Source organism: Methyloversatilis sp. (genome assembly GCF_965284615.1).
GTDB lineage: Bacteria > Pseudomonadota > Gammaproteobacteria > Burkholderiales > Rhodocyclaceae > Methyloversatilis.
Genome location: NZ_OZ260098.1, coordinates 2197412 through 2213976 on the forward strand (window position 1 = coordinate 2197412; position 16565 = coordinate 2213976).

The following is a 16565-nucleotide window of genomic DNA, read 5'->3' on the forward strand; positions in this document are numbered from 1 at the left end:
CGATGAAAGCCTTGATTGCCGGACTGATGTGCCTGGTCACCGGCGGCGCGTACGCGGCCGAACCTTTGTCGCCGATCGCCAATCCGTCGCTGTACGAATCGCGCGGCACGGTCGGCAGCGTGGACAGCGCGTCCGGCACACTGATGATAGGCGGCAAGCGCTACAAGGCGAACGCCAACACGGTCATCTTCATCGACGACGGTCGCGGCAACGTGCGCAAGGCACTGAAGCTGGCCGACATTCCGCCGAATGTACCGGTCAGCTTTTCAGCCGGCGAGGACGGACAGGTTTCGCAGATCTACGTAGGCAGCGGAATCCAGCCGTTCCGGCCGTAGTCGCGAGGCCGCAGGGACCAGACGGGAACAGCACTCGATCGAGGATGTGTGGCGGTCTCGAGTGCTTCGAACCCATCGAACGCACCGACATCCCCGATATTGATAGTTCTGAAAATTACTGTTTTCAGAAGTGCAAAACCCTGTACCGGCGCCGCAATCGCCTTTTTGCTGCTCTGCTTCGCCTCATTTTTCAGCAGTTCGAAGCGCCGCAACATTCCGCACTGCAACCGCACCCCTGAAACGACAACGGCCGGCGCATCCCCGAAGGAATGCACCGGCCGCACTCTTACGGCATAGACCATGCCGCGCTTTAACGCTACACCTGTCTCACTTCTTCCGCTTGAACCGGCCGTTCTTGCCGCGTGCCGGAAGCCGCTTCGCCTTCGCCATCACTTGCCCCCCAACAGTACGTTGTCGATTCGTCGGTGAGCCTCGCCCGCCGCCGTTACCGCCCCTTCCGCCGTCCTGATCGCGTGCCGCAGATCGGCACGAATCCCGCCATAGACGGCGCCCGCCGCCACGAGCGCGACTATCACCTCGCGCAAGAGGCTCAAGACCTCCGGCGACGGCATCAGGCGCCACCCTCGCCGAGCATCACCGCCAGGACACCCGACAGCGCCGCCCCGGCGTTCGCCACGGCCTGCACCTGTTCGAACGTCATGCCGACCAGCAATCCCAGTGCTGCCAGCCCGGCCCACGTCGAAGGCTCCGACAGCTTCTTCACCACGGCCCGGCCCCGCTTTTTCGCTTCCGTCATTTATGCCACCACCATCCAATGAATTCGCCCGCAGGACAGGCAAACGAGGCATCCCATGTGTGCCCCGCCGCCTTCGCTTTTTCGCACTCCGTCATGCTGGTGCGCGGCACTCCGAACATATCGCCCACGGCGTTGCCGACACCGCCGACGAGGCCATCCACGGCACCGACAGCCGCTTCACCGACCGCACCGGCTGCGCTCTTGACGCCCCGCGCATAGACCCACGCCGCCACAAGCACGGCCACGCCGACGCCGACAGCGATCAACGTGCCTTGCGACACCTTTACGCCAGCCATCGCGTTACGCCCCCGTCATCGTTTCGATAGTAGCCGTTCGCGTCCGGCCGATAGACCCGGCCACCTACGACGACGCCGCCGAGGCTTCCGCCCGCGCTCGCCGCCTTGGCCGTGCCGCTGCGCAGCAGCAGGTAAGCGCCGACCAGCGCCGCCGCTATGATCATGTATTCCGTTTTCATGCGACGTTCTCCGGCAGACCGAAACCACCACCCGACGCGAGATAGACCGACTTCGCCCGCTCCATGCTGATCACCGGCTGTCCGTACGGCGACCCCGGCAGACTGGCCCACTCGCGCGCAATCTTCTTTACGGCCGCTTCGAATCGGCCCGCCTTCACGTCAGCGAGCGCACCTCGCGCGGCGATCCGGCCGACTGCAAACAGGTCTTGCGAGGCCGGCGAGAAGTCAGGCAGACCCATCATCGCCTTGGTTTCGTCCCACGTTGAGGCGATGGCCTGATACGCGCCCGCCGCACTTGACGTGTAGCCGCTTTTCTTGACCACGATGCGCGGATGGTCGGCGTAGCCGCTGAACAACTGCCCGCCGAAGATGCGGCGATATCCGTTCGCGTCCGCCGTGCCTTCACCCGTCCGGATAACGCGCAGCATCGCTTGCACGTTCGCGTTGTCCAGATCGGCCGCGCTCACTTCGCGCATTCTCGAAACCTTCACAAGCCCCCCCGTCAAATCGTCGATCACGTCCAAGCCCGACCCGAGCACGGAATCGGCTGCACTCACCACGTCATCCGCCAGCGAACCCGGCGACCACTCCGACCAGTCGCCCCAGTCGATCAACCCGCCCCCGGCGTCCTGTTCCTGCCGGCGCCATGCGTACCAGCCGGCAGCGACCAGCAGCAGCACGGCGGCAACCGTCGTGCCCTTCACAGCGTCGCGCACCATGCGACGAACTCCGCCACCTGCTGCGGCGTCATGCCGAGGCCGGCGCCGGCTTCCAGAACGAACGGATCATTGGCTTTCCAGACCGTCGCGAATTCGTAACCGTCCCGCACTTCCTGCGATGCCGCAGCGACGTACTGCTCGACCTCAGCACGCATGCCACGCGCATTGAACCCCTTGCGAACCTGCCACGGCGAGCACTGCGGCACGTCCGGCTCCGGCGCCTGTTCCGACTGCCCCGGCACGCTCGCAGGTTCGTCGCGGTATTCCCACGCGGCACCGTTCCAGTGCCGGCGCTTGCCCGGCTTTGCGACAGGCGGCGCAACCGTGACGGCATGAGCCGGCACGAGATACACCGCCTCTCTGATCACTGCGCCGGATTCGTCGCGCACTTCCGGTTCAAGCGGCGACACCTGCGCAACCCCTTGCCCGATGTATTCGCCCGTCACCGGATGCGTGTTGTAGATGTTCATGTCATCGCCTCAGAACTTGATGCACGTCAGCATTGCGACGTTTCGCGGCCTGTTTTCTGAACCGTTCGAAGTGCCACCCGTTGCGCCGGAAACCGACGAAACGCCGTTTCCCCCGCCCGCGAACTGGAAGCCACCTGTAGCCGCCACCCCCTGCGGCGTCGTGTGCGTGTGAGACTGCATCTGATGACCCTGAACAGACCCCAGCGCACGCGCCGAATCGACACCGCGCCCGTTATCCCATCCGCGTATAAACTCGCCGCGGCAGTCCGGAATGTTGAATGTGGTTGAACCGTCGCCAGCTCCGAAGGTTGTACCGATGGCGAGGAACAGCGCGGCATATGTCGTGCGCGACACTGCTGCGCCGTCGCACTCCAGCCAGCCGGCAGGCGGCACCGAGGCGGCGAAGTAATCGACGAAGCCGGGCGCCACTTGAACAGGTACATTCACCGGCATGTCATCAACCCTCGACAACCAGCACTTCCGGGTTAGAAGCTATATCCCCGATTGCCTGTATGTTGTTTGTCGGCGCGAACCCTTGCATTTCATACGACCCACCCGGAGGAATCTTCACCCCGTTTGCCGTCGTCGCCGGACCATTGCCGAAGCACACCCATATGTTCCCGGACGCACTCTTGTTCTGAATCAGCAGATAGCGCCGCAGCGTGTTTGCCGACAGGAAGCCGCCCGACGCATTCGTCACCGTCTTTGCCGTGTTGTTGAAAGTGCCGCCGGTATTCGTGACCGCCACATTGCCAACCGCCCTGTCATACGACACCGACGACTCCATGCGCACGGCGAACTTGATGGTCTGAGCCGTCGCGCTGTAGAACTCGACCTGCTCAAACCCTTCGCTGTCCTGTTCCCACTTCTCGGAATAGCCGGCTTCGACCTGTACCGATTCGGCAATCTCCGCGCCGCGCCGGTAGAACGTGACATTGACCGGCCCGGTCGTTTCGATGAGCCGGAAATTCCGGCCCGGAATATTGAACTTGACGGTCGCGCCCGCCTGAATCGCTTCGACGTTCATTTCCACTTACCCCACACGCCCACCACCACGACCGCAGCAACTGCGGCGAGGATGAGCAACGTTCGATTGTCGATAGCGCCTTGCTTGTCAGCGTCCGCCTGTGCGTATGCCGCCGACACTGCACCCATTGCCGACGCCTGCGCCGCGCTTGTTCGCTCAAAAAGACCGTCCGCCAGATCGAGCAGCGCCGCAAATCCCTGCCCGGCCACCGCATCCACGGTTTTGCCGGCGAACTGCATTGCTGCGTCGATTGCACCGTAGTCCGTGCTAGTGATGCTGACGTCCGTGTTGTTGATGTTCGTGCCCTTGTAGGCATACGAACCCGACACATCGAGCACCAGACCACCACCCCCGGCGACCTTCGAACGGTCATAGCTGTTGACCGCGCTTTCGTTGTCCGCCACTACGCGCTTATCGGTCAACTCCGTGTTCGACCACGCGGACGAAGACGACTTCGAGCTAGACAGCAGCCCCATTACTTGCGCCCCCCGCTCTTGATCCACGCCACGGCCACTACCGCCACCACCAACCACGGCAGATAGCGCGACAGATCGCCCGCCGCGTTTCCGCCGCCCGTCGTGACCGTCCAGCCCGATGAATCGAACATCCCGCCCGACGTGTTCGGCGCCGACTGTGCCGGATTTGCCGCGCCCGCCGCGCCCACCTTTCCGGCGACATTCAGCGCAGCCGCCCCCAGTTCAAACCAACTCACAGGCGCCCCCGCATCAGATACAGCACCAGCAGCGCGCCGCCGATCAGCAGCACGCTACGACCCATGCAGCCGCACGACGCCGGAGCACCCGCCCCGGCGTTTTCCTGTGCGGTCGCCATCACTTCACCAGCAGCACGAGCGCGACGACGGCGACTCCGATCAGCAACACGGTGCCCTGCGACATGCCGGCCTGCTGAACGGCCGGCGCCGTGGTGTAACGCTGTCCCGGCAAGTAATACATGCCGGTCTGCTGGTCATAGACCTGCTGCCGCGTCGCGTCGCGCTGCGCCTTCGCAAGCTCAACCGTGCCGTAAATGTTCAGCGCTTGCCCGAACAGATCGCGCGCGGTATCTGCCCACGTATCGAAGGTTCCGTTGTCACCCATGACACGCCCCTTTACAGGTTGCCCAGCGGGTCGAGGTATTCCACGAGGATGGAACCGTTGTCGGCCCCGCTGAAGTCAAACAGCCACTCCAACGAACGAGCGTCGCGCGTGTCGAGCGCCTTGGCGACGTTGCCATCTGCTACGAAGTCGATGGTGTACATGTTCGCTTGCGGCACGCGTCCGTTGCGCTTCTGCTCGAACTCATTTTCCAGGCGCAGCGATTCGTGCAGCACCATGCCGTCCTGCTTCACGGTCGCGCCGGTCATGTTGCCGCCGTGGAACACATGCACGCGCTTGATGATGGCGCCCGACTGCGGACCGAACGGCACCGTTACCGGCAGCTTGCCGCCCGTCGCGATGCTGAACGGGTAGCGCAGAATCTTGCCGAGGAACGGCGCATAGGGCGCCGAACCGCCGTCGCGCGCTTTCTGAGCGCCTGACAGCGTCAGAATGTGATCGAGCGTCGGAGCGGTCGCGCCGGCAATCTGGGCTTCGATGGTGATGTTGGCGACGCCGACCGAGGTATCGAAGGCCGAAACGGCGCGGTCGAATTCTGACAACATCTTTTCGTCATAGAACGGAATCGGCAGGTACGCAGCATCGGCGGTCACCCCGCGGTAGCTGTTGATCTTGTCGATTTCCGTGCCGCTGGCTTCGATGACCATCTTTCCGTTCGCCTTGACGCGCAGCATGGACAACATGGCCTTCGTGAAGGCCGTGCCGCCCAGCTTCAGGACGAAGGAATCGAGCGTACGGCCCGGCGTGATGTTCGCCGTTGCGGTTCCGGTCGCCACCACGTTCGAGAACGGAAGGCCGCGATTGATGAGCTTTGCGAGAGACATCGTTATCCCCTTTTCATGATCCAAGCCAGCCGGCTTAGATCACGTCCTTGACATAGGGGATGTTGCGGCCGACGGCGACAGCGGCGAGGCTGATGGCCGCGCCCTTGACCATCGCGTTACCCCACTTGTAACCGGCGAACAGGATGGCGCCAGCGATGGCGAGCTTGGTGAGTTGTGCTTGATCCACTTTGGACCCTTTCAGGTTGATGAAAGCGGCCCCCACGGCCGCGCACCGTCAGAATCCCAAATGCAAGAACGGCCCACAATGGGCCGTTCCTGTACCTGTTCCCGTTCCCGCGTATTGACTAAAACCGCAGTTTCTGCACCGGGTCGGTATTTCCTGTGTATGCGTCGCGCCGGACGAACTGAAGAGGCTGAAGCGCCGCGATTGCCGCCTCATCCACGCCGGTTTTTCTGGCGAGGTATCGCACGTCGTCGCCGCTGGACTGGCGGAAGATGACGAACTCGGAAGCGTTCCCCACAGCCGTCTTGTCCGCTTCGCTCCATCGCTGGCTGATCGCGTAGATACTGATTCCGCGCTTCAGCCCTCGCCGCACGAGCACGCCCCAGTTGCCCGGCGCCTTCGCTGTCGTCGTCACGTCCGCCAACTCTTCTGCTATGCACGCTACCGGCCCGACATACCGCCCTGCGTACATGACGCAGCCCGCCCAAAAATCGAACTCCGGCGCCAGCGAACCCCCTGCCACATATGCAACCCGCATCGGCCCTCGCCCCTGCACCGCGTCCAGCAACTGCGCCCGCGTCGTCACCCTCCGCCATCCTCGCAACTGCGCCCACTGATCCTCAGGATCCCATGCGATCAACCTACTTTCTGTTGCTGTTCGCTTTTTCGTGTATGCAGTCTTGCCCGAGCGCGACGCGCCAGCGATCACCACAAGCCGGCCGTCATCGGTTTTCATGCCTGCACCGTCCCGACATGCACCGTCAGCCGCTCCGGCTGCGGCACGTCCGGCACCTGTACCGGACCGGCGACAGGCGGCAGCGCTTCCGGCTGTTTCTCCGGCTGCGCACGGCGCGCGGCCGTGTCCGCCTTCACCGCGCCATAGCTCGCCACCACCAGCGGCCCCGCAGTCGCCAGCAAGGCCATTTCCGGACCGTATCCGGCCATGAACCCGCCCGACAGCCAACCGTGTTTCTCGCACACCGCCGCCGCCGCCTTCGCCACGCCCTGCACCGCCTGTTCCGTCCAGATCGGCGCGAGTGACGGATACGGCACCGACAGCACCGCCAGCGCGATGCCGGCCACCGCCGCCAGTTCTCCGGCCAGATCAGGCCCGGCCTGTTCCTGCACCTGCGCAGCGGCCCCCGGCTGCGCTGCCGCGCCCTGCTCCGCCGCCACCGCTTGCAGCGCCGCCAGATCGGCCGCTTGTTCCGCGCTGATCGCCTGTTCCTGTTCCCGTACCTGTTCCATATCAACCCCCGAGTGCGTCAATCCACGTTCCCGACTTTTTCGCGGTCGGTATCGCGGCCGGCGCAGTCGGTGCCGGCTTCCGTTCCTGTACCGGCTCCGGCGCCGGCTTCGCGGCCGGCTCCGGCTCCGTTCCCGTTCCCGTACTGAGGCCGACTCGCACCGCCAGCCGATCCGATGACGCCTGATTGCGCGGGAAGTACTGCGCAAGGCACTCCGGACACCAGCGATACAGCAGCCCGGCCCGCGTCCGCTTCACTTCCGCACCGCCCGCGCCGCACTCCGGACAGTCGCACGTCGCCAGCACGTCACGCGCCATAGCTCGCCACCTTCCGTTGCAGTTCCAGAATCACGGCGTCCTGCGCCCGCACCGCCGCCGCCATCGCATCGAGCGCCGAAACAATCGGCTCAACATATGCACCCGCCATGCCTCGCACATGTACCGGCGCCGCCGCCCATTTCGTGCGCAGCGCCTGCACCTCGCCCGCCGCCACTTCCGCCATTCGCATGCCCAACCCCTTCACAGTGAGCGCGACCCGTACCGGCCGCGCGTTGATGCGGTACAGGCGCCGCCCGTCCGCGAAACTCGACCCAGGCGGGCGCGGATCGCGCCCGACCGTCCATTGCACATCAGGCAGGCGCCACGCTTGCCGCACCGCCGCCCCCTGTCCACCACTCCCGGAACTCCGGCCGAACGTCCCGGCGCTTCATCCATGCCGCCAGTTCGGCCCCTTCCAGCAACTGCAACCCCGGATCGGCTTCCGGCTTGATGGCCGGCCCGCTCACCTCGCGGACGCCGCGCGTACAGTTATTGACACGGGTCCGAGGCTGCGCGGCCGGCTTCGCCGACCTTGCCGAACCCCGCCCGGCCCCCGTTCCCGTTCCCGTACCGGATCGGCGCCGAACTTCCCACGCGAAAAGCCGCGTTGCGACCGACACACCGCGCGCGCAGTCGCGCACTCCCCAAGTGCGCCCGGCTGCAACCTCGCCGTATCGAGTGAGCGGCGCAGGCACTTGCAGCCGCTGCACCGCGTCCCACCCCTCGCCGTCTTCGGTGCGCGCGACCGTGACGCGCAGATCGGCGCGTTTCACAGTCGGCCCACCTTGGATGCGCGTGTAATCCGCCCACCCGTCCGACGCCTTCGCGCCCGACACGTCCGCCGCAGCCCGAGCAGCGGTAATCGTCGGTGTGCATTCGCCGTCGTCGTGCATCCGGCGCAGCTCGCGCCAGACCCCGACCGGCGCCCCGCCGATCTGCTGGAACTGACGGATTCCCCACGTCGCCGCCCACGCTTCAATCCGCCGCGATCCTGTTACGGCGTCATGGCCGTACAGATCGGTCTGGACGCTGTAGCCGTCAATGTTCTTGGCGATGTACTTTGAGACGTAGCCCGCAGCGCTGCGCACGTCATCCATGACGACGGCTTCGAACTTGACCGCATGGTTTTCCCGATCAGCCTGCTCGCCCGCTGTCAGCGCCTGCCCCTTTTCCGGCTGCGTCCAGTACTGAAAGAACCGCTCACGCGCGCCCTTGACGAACTCGCCCGGCATGAACAGCAGCAGGTGCCAATGTGGGCAGCCGTCTTGATGCGGCTCCGCCACCCGCACTCCATAGAACCGCACGCCCTGCCGCCCTGCCCACGCCCGGAACCGCGCCCACGCCCGGCACAGCCACTGCTGCGCGTCGCGCGCCGTCGCGCCTTCATACCGCGGATTCCGGCCACCCATCGCGTGAAACCGGCTTGGCGCCGTCGCCGTCCAGAACTCCGCCGAATGCCCGCACTCGCGCGCCACGGCCTCGAAACCTGCAATGCGCGTCATCAGTTCTCCGCGCCTGATGGCCGGGTTCGCCGTGGTGCGCTCCGCCAGATCGGCGAGGCTGAACGATTGGCCGTGCTGATTCGTCACCTCGACCGCCGCCAGCGTGCGCGCGTTGCGCTCGCGCTGCTCCGCCCTCCGCTGCGCGTTCGCGTCCGAGACGTACCGCTCGCCGGCCGGCGTGTGCGCCGCTTCTTTCCGGCCATGCACGATGCCTAGGCGCCATGCGTGCGCCTCGATAGTCCGGCCGTGGTGCGCACGCAGCCGGCGCCGCCACCACTGCGCGCACGCCATGCGCTGCACCTGCGGCCCCGGACGGTCACCGTCCGGCACTTCTGGCGCCTTGATGCCCCTCGACTCACAGAAGCGCGCCGCGATGGCGTAGGCGTCGTTCTCATCCTTCGCCAGCCCGGCCACGGTGCGCCGGCACTCATCCGCCAGCCGATCGGCAGCCGCCCTCACGTCGTCATCGGTCGCATGCAGCGGCAGCAGCGCGCCGCCGAACGGCTCCGCCACCGTCCGCAACCAGCTATTCGCCTCGAACACTGCCGCCGCGCTGCTGCCGTCGCCCAATCGCGCAGCGTGAGCCCGCCGCAGCCGGCTGCGCCACTCATCCGGCGCCCGCTCGACCTGCGCCGCCGTCCAAGCCCGGTCATAGGCCGGCGTTCCCGGCCGCAACTCGACACCGCCGAAACCGCGAAGGATCACGCGGCAACCCTCGCGCGCTTGCGCTCCGGCAGCCAGTCCATCAGCCGCTGCAACTGCGCGTGCATTTCGACGGCCGCGCGCTTGATCGCCACGCGGTCAAGCTCTTTCAACCGCGACCACTCGCCGGCCGCATAGCCGGCATGCACACCGGCCAGCACGCACAGCAGGCGCCTTTCGCGGTCGCGGCCCGGTGTCGCCTCATCCCACCAGCCGGCGAAGCGATCATCGGTCGCGCGCAGTGCCGCGAAGCATTCGGCGAGGTATTCCCGCGCCTTTCGCTTCGGCGTGCGAGGCGGGCGCGGCACGGCCGGCACTTCCAGCAGATCGCGCGCACTCATGACGTATGGATAATCCATTGCAGATAAGTGCCGACAAACCTAATCAAACTTTCTCCATCGGCATATTCCTGCGTCACTACCAATGCCACCTGATCCGGTTTCGTGCGGCACCGCTCACGAAGCGTCACGCTATCCAGAATCCCCGCCTCGACCGCCTGCTGGTCTGTCTTCCCAAACCCGTTCGCAACCCAATTCCCGCACATGAACTTCGCGCGATATTCCATGTTCGCCACTCCCAAGAATCGCCCCGTCGGAAGTGCCGGCGCCGCGCCCGTTCGAATCCCCGGAGCGTTAGGGCGGGCGCGTTGCTGGCGCCGGCATGGGGCGCACAGTATTCAACGGCCGGCACATAGTCAACCCCCGTTCATCTTCAACGGCCGTTTCCGCTGGCGTATAGTCCCGCCACGGCACGAACCGGAGCGCGGACCATGCAGAACACCACACAGCAGCTAATCGAAGCCCTACGGGCGCGACAAGGCGGCGCGACCGATTACCGGATCGCCAAGAACATGGGATGGACGCCGCAGGTATTGAGCAAGTACCGCCACGGCCGCAGCCAGCTGGACAACCGCGGACTGCTACAGGTAGCCGCCGCGCTCGAACTCAGCGCCGCCGACGTGGTGCGCTACATGGCGCAGATCGAGGCCGAGCGGGCGCACACCGACGACCAACGCGCGACATGGGCCGAACTGTGCCGTCAATGGGGCGGACACGCCGCAGCGGTCGCCCTCGTTGTTCTGGCCGGCATTGCACCGGCCCCGGCTGATGCGTCGCAGCAATCAACGCGCATTGATGCGTTGCAATCTGCTACGTCTTACTGTTTTCAGAACTTACATCAATATAAAAGAAGAACCTCTCAACGCATTGATCAGAAACGCCTCACCTGCCACCTGTTTCCGCGAAAAAACCGGAAATTCAGGCTGAAGTGAACAGATGTGCGATCAGCGCAACACCGATCGCCGCGACCGCGAGCGAAGTCCACGACGCGAGCCCGCTCATGTAGCCGTCAGGAATTTCCACCGGCTTCAGGGTCGCCAGCACGCGCCGGTACTGCACGACCGCCAGCGTCACTGAAATCGAGCCCAGTGCGATCAGCGCGACGCCTATCCAGAAAGACAAGCCGTGCGGCGCACCGTTGAGCGTCTTCTGATTTCCCAGCATCGCGACGAACAGTGCGAAGCGTTCGATGGCGAAACCGAAGGCCATCAGCGCAAGCGCGGTGCGCGACCACGCGAGCAGCGTGCGTTCGGCGGCGAAGAAAACGCGCGGATCGTTCAGGTCCGACATGCTCAGCCTTGCGCCGGCGGACGCCGGCGGTAGGTCACGACCAGCACGTCGCGCCAGGCCGGCTTCGACGGATCGAGCGGATGGATGGGCGTCACACCGTGCAGCGCCCGCTGGTCATTCACCAGCGCCGCGTCGCAGGGCGCCGTCAGCGTAAAACTGTCCAGACGCTTGCCTTCGGGCGAGAAGATTTCCGTGGTGCCGCTTTCGACGTTCTCCCGCCGTACCATCATGACCAGCACGAAATCGACGCCATCGCGATGCACGCCCTCGGGCGTCGGCTTGCCCTCGCCGTCAGCGCGCGCTTCGATGCGGAACTGATGTACCTCGATGTGCGCGTCGTGGCCCGGATGCAGGCGCTGGAACACCGCCAGCCCGAACTGCGCCACCGTCTGCATGGTCGAGCCGCCGAGCACCTGCGGCCGTACCGGCTCGAAGTGGCGCTCGACTCCGCCATTCAGCGTGTTGTAGTCCAGGCTCTGGTAATGCGGCTGGTGCGGCTCGAACTGGATGCGCAATCCGTCGGCCGGCGCACTGAGCACCGCGTAACGGCGACGACGGTAGCGGCCGCCGTCCGCCATATAGGTATCCGTTTCCAGATCGCCCCAGCTGGCGGCGAACACGTCCCAATCGGCACGCCAGCCGGAACGCAGGCTGGACAGCGCGTCGCGTACCTGTGCTGACGGCAGGAAGCAGAAATCGTGGGCCGCGACATTCTCGGCGAGCGCGCGGGCAAAAGTGCCGGTATTCAGGGAGGGGGACATCTGTGACAGAACGACGAAAACCGCGAAAGCAGGGACGATACTCCCCTGCCCCCGGCAACGCACGCGCCGACCCGATTTAGAATCGGTGCCCCGCCGGAGATCCCGTCACATGCCCCGCTTCTGCGCCAACCTGTCACTGCTGTTCACCGAACACCCCTTCACCGAGCGCTGGGCCGCTGCCGCCCGCGCCGGTTTTCACGGCGTCGAATGCCATTTCCCGTACGCCGAACCGGCTGCCTTACTGGCCGAGGAAGTGCGCCGCAACGGGCTTGAGCAGGTGCTGTTCAATCTGCCGCCTGGCAACTGGGCCGCCGGCGAGCGCGGCATCGCCTGCCTGCCCGACCGCGTCGCCGAATTCGAGGAGGGCGTTGGCCGCGCCATCGACTACGCCCGCGCACTCGGTTGCCGGCGCATCAACTGCCTGGCCGGCATCGCACCGATTGGCGCCGAACGCGGCGAGCTGCTGGCGGTGATGGAGCGTAATCTGCGCTTCGCGGCGCGCGCGCTGGCGCGGGAAAACATCGAACTGCTGGTCGAGCCGATCAACGACCGCGACATGCCGGGCTTCCTGCTGAACCGCTCGGCCGACACGCTGGCGCTGATCGAACGCGTCGGCGAAGCCAACGTGAAGCTGCAGTACGACATCTATCACATGCAGATCATGGAAGGTGACCTCGCCCGCACGCTGCAGCGCGAACTGCCGCGCATCGGCCACGTGCAGATCGCCGACAACCCGGGCCGGCACGAACCGGGCAGCGGCGAGATCAACTACCCCTTCCTGTTCGACTGGCTGGACCGCATCGGCTACACCGGCTGGGTCAGCGCGGAATACACCCCGGCCGGCGACACCGCTGCGGGCCTGGGCTGGATGCCGCGCTGACGGTCAGGGCAGCGAGAAACCGTCGGCCGCCAGCACCTTGCGTGCGGGGTCCGACTGCAGGAAGCGGGCGAAACGCTCCCCCTCGCTGCCGGGCGCAGACAGCACGACCAGTCCGTAGTCGGCACCGACCGCCAGCGCCGGCGGAAGCGCCACCTCCTGCAGTGCCGGTACTTCGCGCCGTGCCAGCCGCGTGTTGGTGCAGTAGGTGACGAACAGGTCGGCCTGACCGTCGTCCACCACCCAGGCGTAGACGTTGCGCCCCGCTGGCGGCTTCGCCGAATCGGCGGCACCAGTGAGCTGCCTGCCGCGCGCGGCCAGCGCCCGGCCGATGCCCGGTCGGAGTGCGTCGGCGCGCTGGAACATCTGCACCGCGTAGTCGCCTGCCGGGTCGGCCTTCGGCGTCGATACACCGAGCTTCAGATCGCGATCGAGCATGGCGTCGAGCGCGCTCTCCGGAGTGACCGTCAGGCCCGGCCGCACCAGCAGGCACAGTTCGTTACGCGCGAAGCGTTCGACCCTGGCTGCCTTGCCGGCATCGACGAAAGTCTGCGGGTGCGTCATGTTGGCCGACGCGAACACGTCGGCCCTGGCACCGGCCGCGATCTTCTCGCGCAGTACGCCGCTCGGCCCGAACTCGAAGCGGGGCGCCGGCCCGCCCTGCTCCGCATACATCTTGCCGAGCTGGGTGAACACCGACTTCAGGCTGCCGGCGGCATGCACCGACGCACCGTCGGCCTGCGCCACGCCGGCCAGCAGCGAAGTGCAGGCCGCCACGATGAGCGCACGCATGGTCACTTGGCCGCGTTCGGGAAGAACAGCTGCTGGCCGTCGATCTTGTAGTCGGCGATCGCCTTCTGGCCTTCGGCCGACACCACCCAGTCGATGAAGGCCTGACCGTCCGCCTTCTTCACGTGCGGGTGCTTGTCCGGATTGACCAGGATGACGCCGTACTGGTTGAACAGGCGCTTGTCGCCCTCGACCGAGATGGTCAGGTCGGCGCGGTTCTTGAACGACAGCCAGGTGCCGCGGTCGGCCAGGATGTAGGCGTTCATCGACGCCGCGGTGTTCAGCGCCGGGCCCATGCCGGAGCCGGTGTCGCGGTACCAGGCGCCCTTGACCGCGTCGAGATCGACGCCGGCCGCTTTCCACAGACGCAGCTCGGCGGCGTGCGTGCCGCTCTTGTCGCCACGCGACACGAAGGGGGCCTGTGCGGCCTGGATGGCCTTCAGCGCTTCGGTGATGTCCTTGCCGCCCGCCACCTTGGCCGGATCCGACTTCGGGCCGACCAGGATGAAGTCGTTGTACATGACCTCCTGCCGCTTCACGCCGTAGCCTTCGGCGATGAATTTCTCTTCCGCCGCCTTGTCGTGCACGAACACCACGTCGGCGTCGCCGCGGCGCGCCATGTCCAGCGCCTGTCCGGTGCCGAGCGCGACGACGCGCACTTCGATGCCGGTCTTCGCCTGGAAGATGGGCAGCAGGTGTTTGAACAGACCCGACTGTTCGGTCGAGGTAGTTGACGACACGGTGATGAAGCGATCGGCAGCGTGGGCGAAGGGCGTGGCCAGCGTGATCGCGACCGCTGCGGCGGTGGCGATGAATGAACGGCGGATCAGGTCCATGAAAGCTCTCCTCTGAGGTAATGCCCGGCTTCGGCCGAGCGCGGTGCGGCAAAGAAATCGGCCACTGGCGTGTGTTCGGTGATGCGGCCGGAGTTGACGAAAACGATGTCGTCGGCCAGGCGACGGGCCTGGCCGAGGTGATGGGTGACCATGACGATGGAACAGCCGTCGTCGGCGATGACGCGGATCAGCCGCTCGACTTCCGCTGCGGCGCCCGGGTCGAGACTGGCGGTGGGCTCGTCGAGGAAGAGCACGCGCGGGCGCAGCGCCCAGGCGCGGGCCAGCGCCACCCGTTGCTGCTCCCCGCCGGACAGCACACGCGCCGGGCGGTCGGCCAGCGCCGAAAGACCGACGCGCTCCAGCACGTCGAGCGCGCGCGTGCGACGCTCGGCCGCCGGCACACCGGCCAGGTAGAGCGCGTAAGTCACGTTGTCGAGCACGCTACGGCGGAGCATGACCGGGCGCTGGAACACCATGGCCTGCACCGGCGTGCCGCTGCCGCCGTTCCACAGGATGCGGCCGGCGGTCGGTTCGATCAGGCCGTGCATCAGGCGCATCAGCACGCTCTTTCCCGCGCCGTTGGGGCCGAGTATCAGCGTGCGCCGCCCTGCTTCGATGCTCAGCGACACGTCGCGGATGAGCGCGCGGTCGCCCGCCTCGTAGCGCAGCGCCTCCAGCGTGAGCAGTACGTCAGCCATGGCGCCGCACCGCCCATTCGCGTACCGCGTGCGCCAGCGCATTCAGTATCAGCACGATGGAAATGAGGATGAAGCCCAGCGCCAGCGCCAGCGGCAGGTCGCCCTTGCTGGTTTCGAGCGCGATGCTGGTGGTCATGACGCGGGTGACGCCGTCGATGTTGCCACCGACGATCATGACCGCCCCCACCTCCGCGACCGCGCGGCCGAGACCGGCCAGCACCGCCGTCGATAGCGAGAAGCGCGTATCGACCAGCAGCGTCAGCGCGGCGCGCGGCGTCGAGGCGCCGAGCGAACGCAGCTGCTCCTCGTAGTCGCGCCACGCGTCGGCGACGATCTGCCGCGACAGCGCGGCGATGATGGGCGTGATCAGCACCACCTGTGCAATCACCATCGCGGTCGGCGTAAACAGCAGGCCGAGGGAGCCGAGCGGGCCGGCGCGCGACAGCAGCAGATAGACCAGCAGGCCAATCACCACCGGCGGCAGGCCCATCATGCCGTTCAGGATGACGGTCAGCGGCTTGCGGCCCGGAAATCGCCCGACCGCCACCGCGGCGCCGATCGGCAGGCCCAGACAGGCGGCGAGGAAGACGGCGGTCAGGCTCACCTGCAGGCTCAGCGCGACGATGTGCAGCAGATTGGCGTCGGCGGCGACGATCAGACTGCCGGCGGTGGCGAAGCTTTCGCTCATCGTGCTCATGGCGCCGGCTCCGCGATGATCAGCAGATCCAGCCCCGGTGCGGCCACGGCGCTCATTTCCAGCGTGTAGCGCTGGCCGGCATCGAGCCGGTACATCAGTTCCTTCTGCACGCCCTCGCCGCGCAGACAGCGCAGCGGGCGCATGTAAACAGGCAGCGGCAGTCCGTCCGCCGACAGCACCTCGATCCAGGCCCGCTCGCTGCTCATGACGCGGAAGGTGCCGGCCGACGGTACGGTGAAATCGACGATGCCGGCGCGGCCGGCGGTGCGCCGTCCGGGCGCCCGCAGCGCCACCTCGCCTTCCGGCTGCAGGCGCACAGTCACGCGTCGGGCGTGCGTGATCACCGGCGCCGACGTTGCATTGCGCGCCGCCTCGACCGACGGGCCTGCCACGGTCCACGCCGATCTCAGTTCGGCTACGACGCGCGGCGCCTCGGTGCAGGCTTCGTCTTGCGCTGCGGCGGCGAGCGCCGTCAGCGAACACAGGGCGGCGACGTACAGGCGGCAGAACTGGCGCGGTCCGGAAGTGGACATCCTATTCGTCACGAAACGGCCTCGTCCGGCACGGATGTCTGCGCAGCTCCTGGCGGACGCGCTGCGACGCAA

At 66.3% G+C, this 16565-nt stretch carries 29 protein-coding genes; 3 read left to right on the forward strand and 26 right to left on the reverse strand.

The annotated features are described in order from the left end of the window. The first annotated feature begins 2 nt into the window (after positions 1 to 2). Complete coding sequence (locus ACQ66H_RS10505; RefSeq protein WP_430433977.1) at positions 3 to 335, forward strand: hypothetical protein; 333 nt, start codon at positions 3 to 5, stop codon at positions 333 to 335. A gap of 571 nt (positions 336 to 906) precedes the next feature. Here the strand turns inward: ACQ66H_RS10505 and ACQ66H_RS10510 are convergent. The 19 genes from ACQ66H_RS10510 to ACQ66H_RS10600 form a co-directional block, all read right to left on the reverse strand. Then, positions 907 to 1092, reverse strand: a complete 186-nt coding sequence (locus ACQ66H_RS10510) for a hypothetical protein (protein ID WP_430433978.1) — start codon at positions 1090 to 1092, stop codon at positions 907 to 909. Continuing rightward, a complete protein-coding gene (locus ACQ66H_RS10515; RefSeq protein WP_430433979.1) occupies positions 1089 to 1388 on the reverse strand; it encodes a hypothetical protein in 300 nt (99 codons plus the stop codon). The genes ACQ66H_RS10510 and ACQ66H_RS10515 overlap by 4 nt, the downstream gene beginning before the upstream one ends. Beyond that, complete coding sequence (locus tag ACQ66H_RS10520) at positions 1376 to 1567, reverse strand: hypothetical protein (RefSeq protein WP_430433980.1); 192 nt, start codon at positions 1565 to 1567, stop codon at positions 1376 to 1378. The genes ACQ66H_RS10515 and ACQ66H_RS10520 overlap by 13 nt, the downstream gene beginning before the upstream one ends. After that, positions 1564 to 2286: a glycoside hydrolase family 24 protein gene (locus ACQ66H_RS10525; RefSeq protein WP_430433981.1), complete on the reverse strand. Its 723-nt coding sequence runs from the start codon at positions 2284 to 2286 to the stop codon at positions 1564 to 1566. The genes ACQ66H_RS10520 and ACQ66H_RS10525 overlap by 4 nt, the downstream gene beginning before the upstream one ends. After that, complete coding sequence (locus ACQ66H_RS10530; RefSeq protein ID WP_430433982.1) at positions 2268 to 2756, reverse strand: hypothetical protein; 489 nt, start codon at positions 2754 to 2756, stop codon at positions 2268 to 2270. Before ACQ66H_RS10530 ends, ACQ66H_RS10525 begins: the two co-directional genes overlap by 19 nt. A gap of 9 nt (positions 2757 to 2765) precedes the next feature. Next, positions 2766 to 3209 (reverse strand): phage tail protein, encoded by a 444-nt coding sequence (locus ACQ66H_RS10535; RefSeq protein ID WP_430433983.1) that lies wholly within the window; start codon positions 3207 to 3209, stop codon positions 2766 to 2768. 4 nt (positions 3210 to 3213) lie between these two features. After that, positions 3214 to 3783: a hypothetical protein gene (locus ACQ66H_RS10540; protein WP_430433984.1), complete on the reverse strand. Its 570-nt coding sequence runs from the start codon at positions 3781 to 3783 to the stop codon at positions 3214 to 3216. Beyond that, positions 3780 to 4187: a hypothetical protein gene (locus ACQ66H_RS10545; protein ID WP_430433985.1), complete on the reverse strand. Its 408-nt coding sequence runs from the start codon at positions 4185 to 4187 to the stop codon at positions 3780 to 3782. Before ACQ66H_RS10545 ends, ACQ66H_RS10540 begins: the two co-directional genes overlap by 4 nt. 71 nt (positions 4188 to 4258) lie before the next feature. Then, on the reverse strand, positions 4259 to 4495 hold the full coding sequence (locus tag ACQ66H_RS10550) for a hypothetical protein (RefSeq protein WP_430433986.1): 237 nt from the start codon (positions 4493 to 4495) through the stop codon (positions 4259 to 4261). Continuing rightward, positions 4492 to 4614: a hypothetical protein gene (locus tag ACQ66H_RS10555; protein WP_430433987.1), complete on the reverse strand. Its 123-nt coding sequence runs from the start codon at positions 4612 to 4614 to the stop codon at positions 4492 to 4494. The genes ACQ66H_RS10550 and ACQ66H_RS10555 overlap by 4 nt, the downstream gene beginning before the upstream one ends. Further along, positions 4614 to 4880, reverse strand: coding sequence for a hypothetical protein (locus ACQ66H_RS10560; RefSeq protein WP_430433988.1), 267 nt, complete (start codon positions 4878 to 4880; stop codon positions 4614 to 4616). Before ACQ66H_RS10560 ends, ACQ66H_RS10555 begins: the two co-directional genes overlap by 1 nt. An 11-nt stretch (positions 4881 to 4891) precedes the next feature. After that, a complete protein-coding gene (locus ACQ66H_RS10565; protein WP_430433989.1) occupies positions 4892 to 5722 on the reverse strand; it encodes a major capsid protein P2 in 831 nt (276 codons plus the stop codon). 34 nt (positions 5723 to 5756) lie between these two features. Continuing rightward, complete coding sequence (locus ACQ66H_RS10570) at positions 5757 to 5909, reverse strand: hypothetical protein (protein ID WP_430433990.1); 153 nt, start codon at positions 5907 to 5909, stop codon at positions 5757 to 5759. Positions 5910 to 6027: 118 nt separating this feature from the next. Next, positions 6028 to 6642, reverse strand: a complete 615-nt coding sequence (locus ACQ66H_RS10575; protein ID WP_430433991.1) for a hypothetical protein — start codon at positions 6640 to 6642, stop codon at positions 6028 to 6030. Next, complete coding sequence (locus ACQ66H_RS10580) at positions 6639 to 7154, reverse strand: hypothetical protein (protein ID WP_430433992.1); 516 nt, start codon at positions 7152 to 7154, stop codon at positions 6639 to 6641. The genes ACQ66H_RS10575 and ACQ66H_RS10580 overlap by 4 nt, the downstream gene beginning before the upstream one ends. A 305-nt stretch (positions 7155 to 7459) precedes the next feature. Continuing rightward, a complete protein-coding gene (locus ACQ66H_RS10585) occupies positions 7460 to 7780 on the reverse strand; it encodes a hypothetical protein (protein WP_430433993.1) in 321 nt (106 codons plus the stop codon). Between the two features lies 1 nt (position 7781). Continuing rightward, on the reverse strand, positions 7782 to 9677 hold the full coding sequence (locus ACQ66H_RS10590) for a replication endonuclease (RefSeq protein WP_430433994.1): 1896 nt from the start codon (positions 9675 to 9677) through the stop codon (positions 7782 to 7784). After that, the gene (locus ACQ66H_RS10595) at positions 9674 to 10015 is read right to left on the reverse strand and encodes a hypothetical protein (protein ID WP_430433995.1); all 342 of its coding nucleotides are present in this window, start codon (positions 10013 to 10015) and stop codon (positions 9674 to 9676) included. The genes ACQ66H_RS10590 and ACQ66H_RS10595 overlap by 4 nt, the downstream gene beginning before the upstream one ends. Then, positions 10012 to 10239: a hypothetical protein gene (locus tag ACQ66H_RS10600; protein ID WP_430433996.1), complete on the reverse strand. Its 228-nt coding sequence runs from the start codon at positions 10237 to 10239 to the stop codon at positions 10012 to 10014. Before ACQ66H_RS10600 ends, ACQ66H_RS10595 begins: the two co-directional genes overlap by 4 nt. A 204-nt stretch (positions 10240 to 10443) precedes the next feature. Here ACQ66H_RS10600 and ACQ66H_RS10605 point away from each other — a divergent pair, with 204 nt between their 5' ends. Beyond that, a complete protein-coding gene (locus ACQ66H_RS10605; RefSeq protein ID WP_430433997.1) occupies positions 10444 to 10944 on the forward strand; it encodes a DUF3693 domain-containing protein in 501 nt (166 codons plus the stop codon). Here ACQ66H_RS10605 and ACQ66H_RS10610 read toward each other — a convergent pair. Together ACQ66H_RS10610 and ACQ66H_RS10615 are read right to left on the reverse strand one after the other, a co-directional pair. After that, positions 10931 to 11302, reverse strand: coding sequence for a YidH family protein (locus ACQ66H_RS10610; protein ID WP_430433998.1), 372 nt, complete (start codon positions 11300 to 11302; stop codon positions 10931 to 10933). The two genes, ACQ66H_RS10605 and ACQ66H_RS10610, sit on opposite strands and share 14 nt — an antisense overlap. 2 nt (positions 11303 to 11304) lie before the next feature. Continuing rightward, positions 11305 to 12063, reverse strand: coding sequence for a 2OG-Fe dioxygenase family protein (locus ACQ66H_RS10615; RefSeq protein WP_296811407.1), 759 nt, complete (start codon positions 12061 to 12063; stop codon positions 11305 to 11307). Positions 12064 to 12172: 109 nt separating this feature from the next. Between ACQ66H_RS10615 and hyi the strand changes: the two genes are divergently transcribed. After that, positions 12173 to 12943 (forward strand): hydroxypyruvate isomerase, encoded by a 771-nt coding sequence (hyi, locus tag ACQ66H_RS10620; RefSeq protein WP_430433999.1) that lies wholly within the window; start codon positions 12173 to 12175, stop codon positions 12941 to 12943. A 3-nt stretch (positions 12944 to 12946) separates the two neighbouring features. On the opposite strand, the gene ACQ66H_RS10625 is transcribed toward hyi, so the two are convergent. The 5 genes from ACQ66H_RS10625 to ACQ66H_RS10645 are packed head-to-tail and all read right to left on the reverse strand — an operon-like array spanning position 12947 to position 16493. Next, positions 12947 to 13732: a molybdate ABC transporter substrate-binding protein gene (locus ACQ66H_RS10625; protein WP_430434000.1), complete on the reverse strand. Its 786-nt coding sequence runs from the start codon at positions 13730 to 13732 to the stop codon at positions 12947 to 12949. Positions 13733 to 13734: 2 nt separating this feature from the next. After that, positions 13735 to 14565: an extracellular solute-binding protein gene (locus tag ACQ66H_RS10630; RefSeq protein ID WP_430434001.1), complete on the reverse strand. Its 831-nt coding sequence runs from the start codon at positions 14563 to 14565 to the stop codon at positions 13735 to 13737. After that, positions 14556 to 15263 (reverse strand): energy-coupling factor ABC transporter ATP-binding protein, encoded by a 708-nt coding sequence (locus tag ACQ66H_RS10635; RefSeq protein WP_430434002.1) that lies wholly within the window; start codon positions 15261 to 15263, stop codon positions 14556 to 14558. The genes ACQ66H_RS10630 and ACQ66H_RS10635 overlap by 10 nt, the downstream gene beginning before the upstream one ends. Continuing rightward, entirely contained in the window at positions 15256 to 15960 is a 705-nt protein-coding gene (locus tag ACQ66H_RS10640) for an ABC transporter permease (protein ID WP_430434003.1), read from the reverse strand. Before ACQ66H_RS10640 ends, ACQ66H_RS10635 begins: the two co-directional genes overlap by 8 nt. Further along, positions 15957 to 16493 (reverse strand): hypothetical protein, encoded by a 537-nt coding sequence (locus ACQ66H_RS10645; RefSeq protein ID WP_430434004.1) that lies wholly within the window; start codon positions 16491 to 16493, stop codon positions 15957 to 15959. The genes ACQ66H_RS10640 and ACQ66H_RS10645 overlap by 4 nt, the downstream gene beginning before the upstream one ends. Between the last annotated feature and the right edge of the window lie 72 nt (positions 16494 to 16565).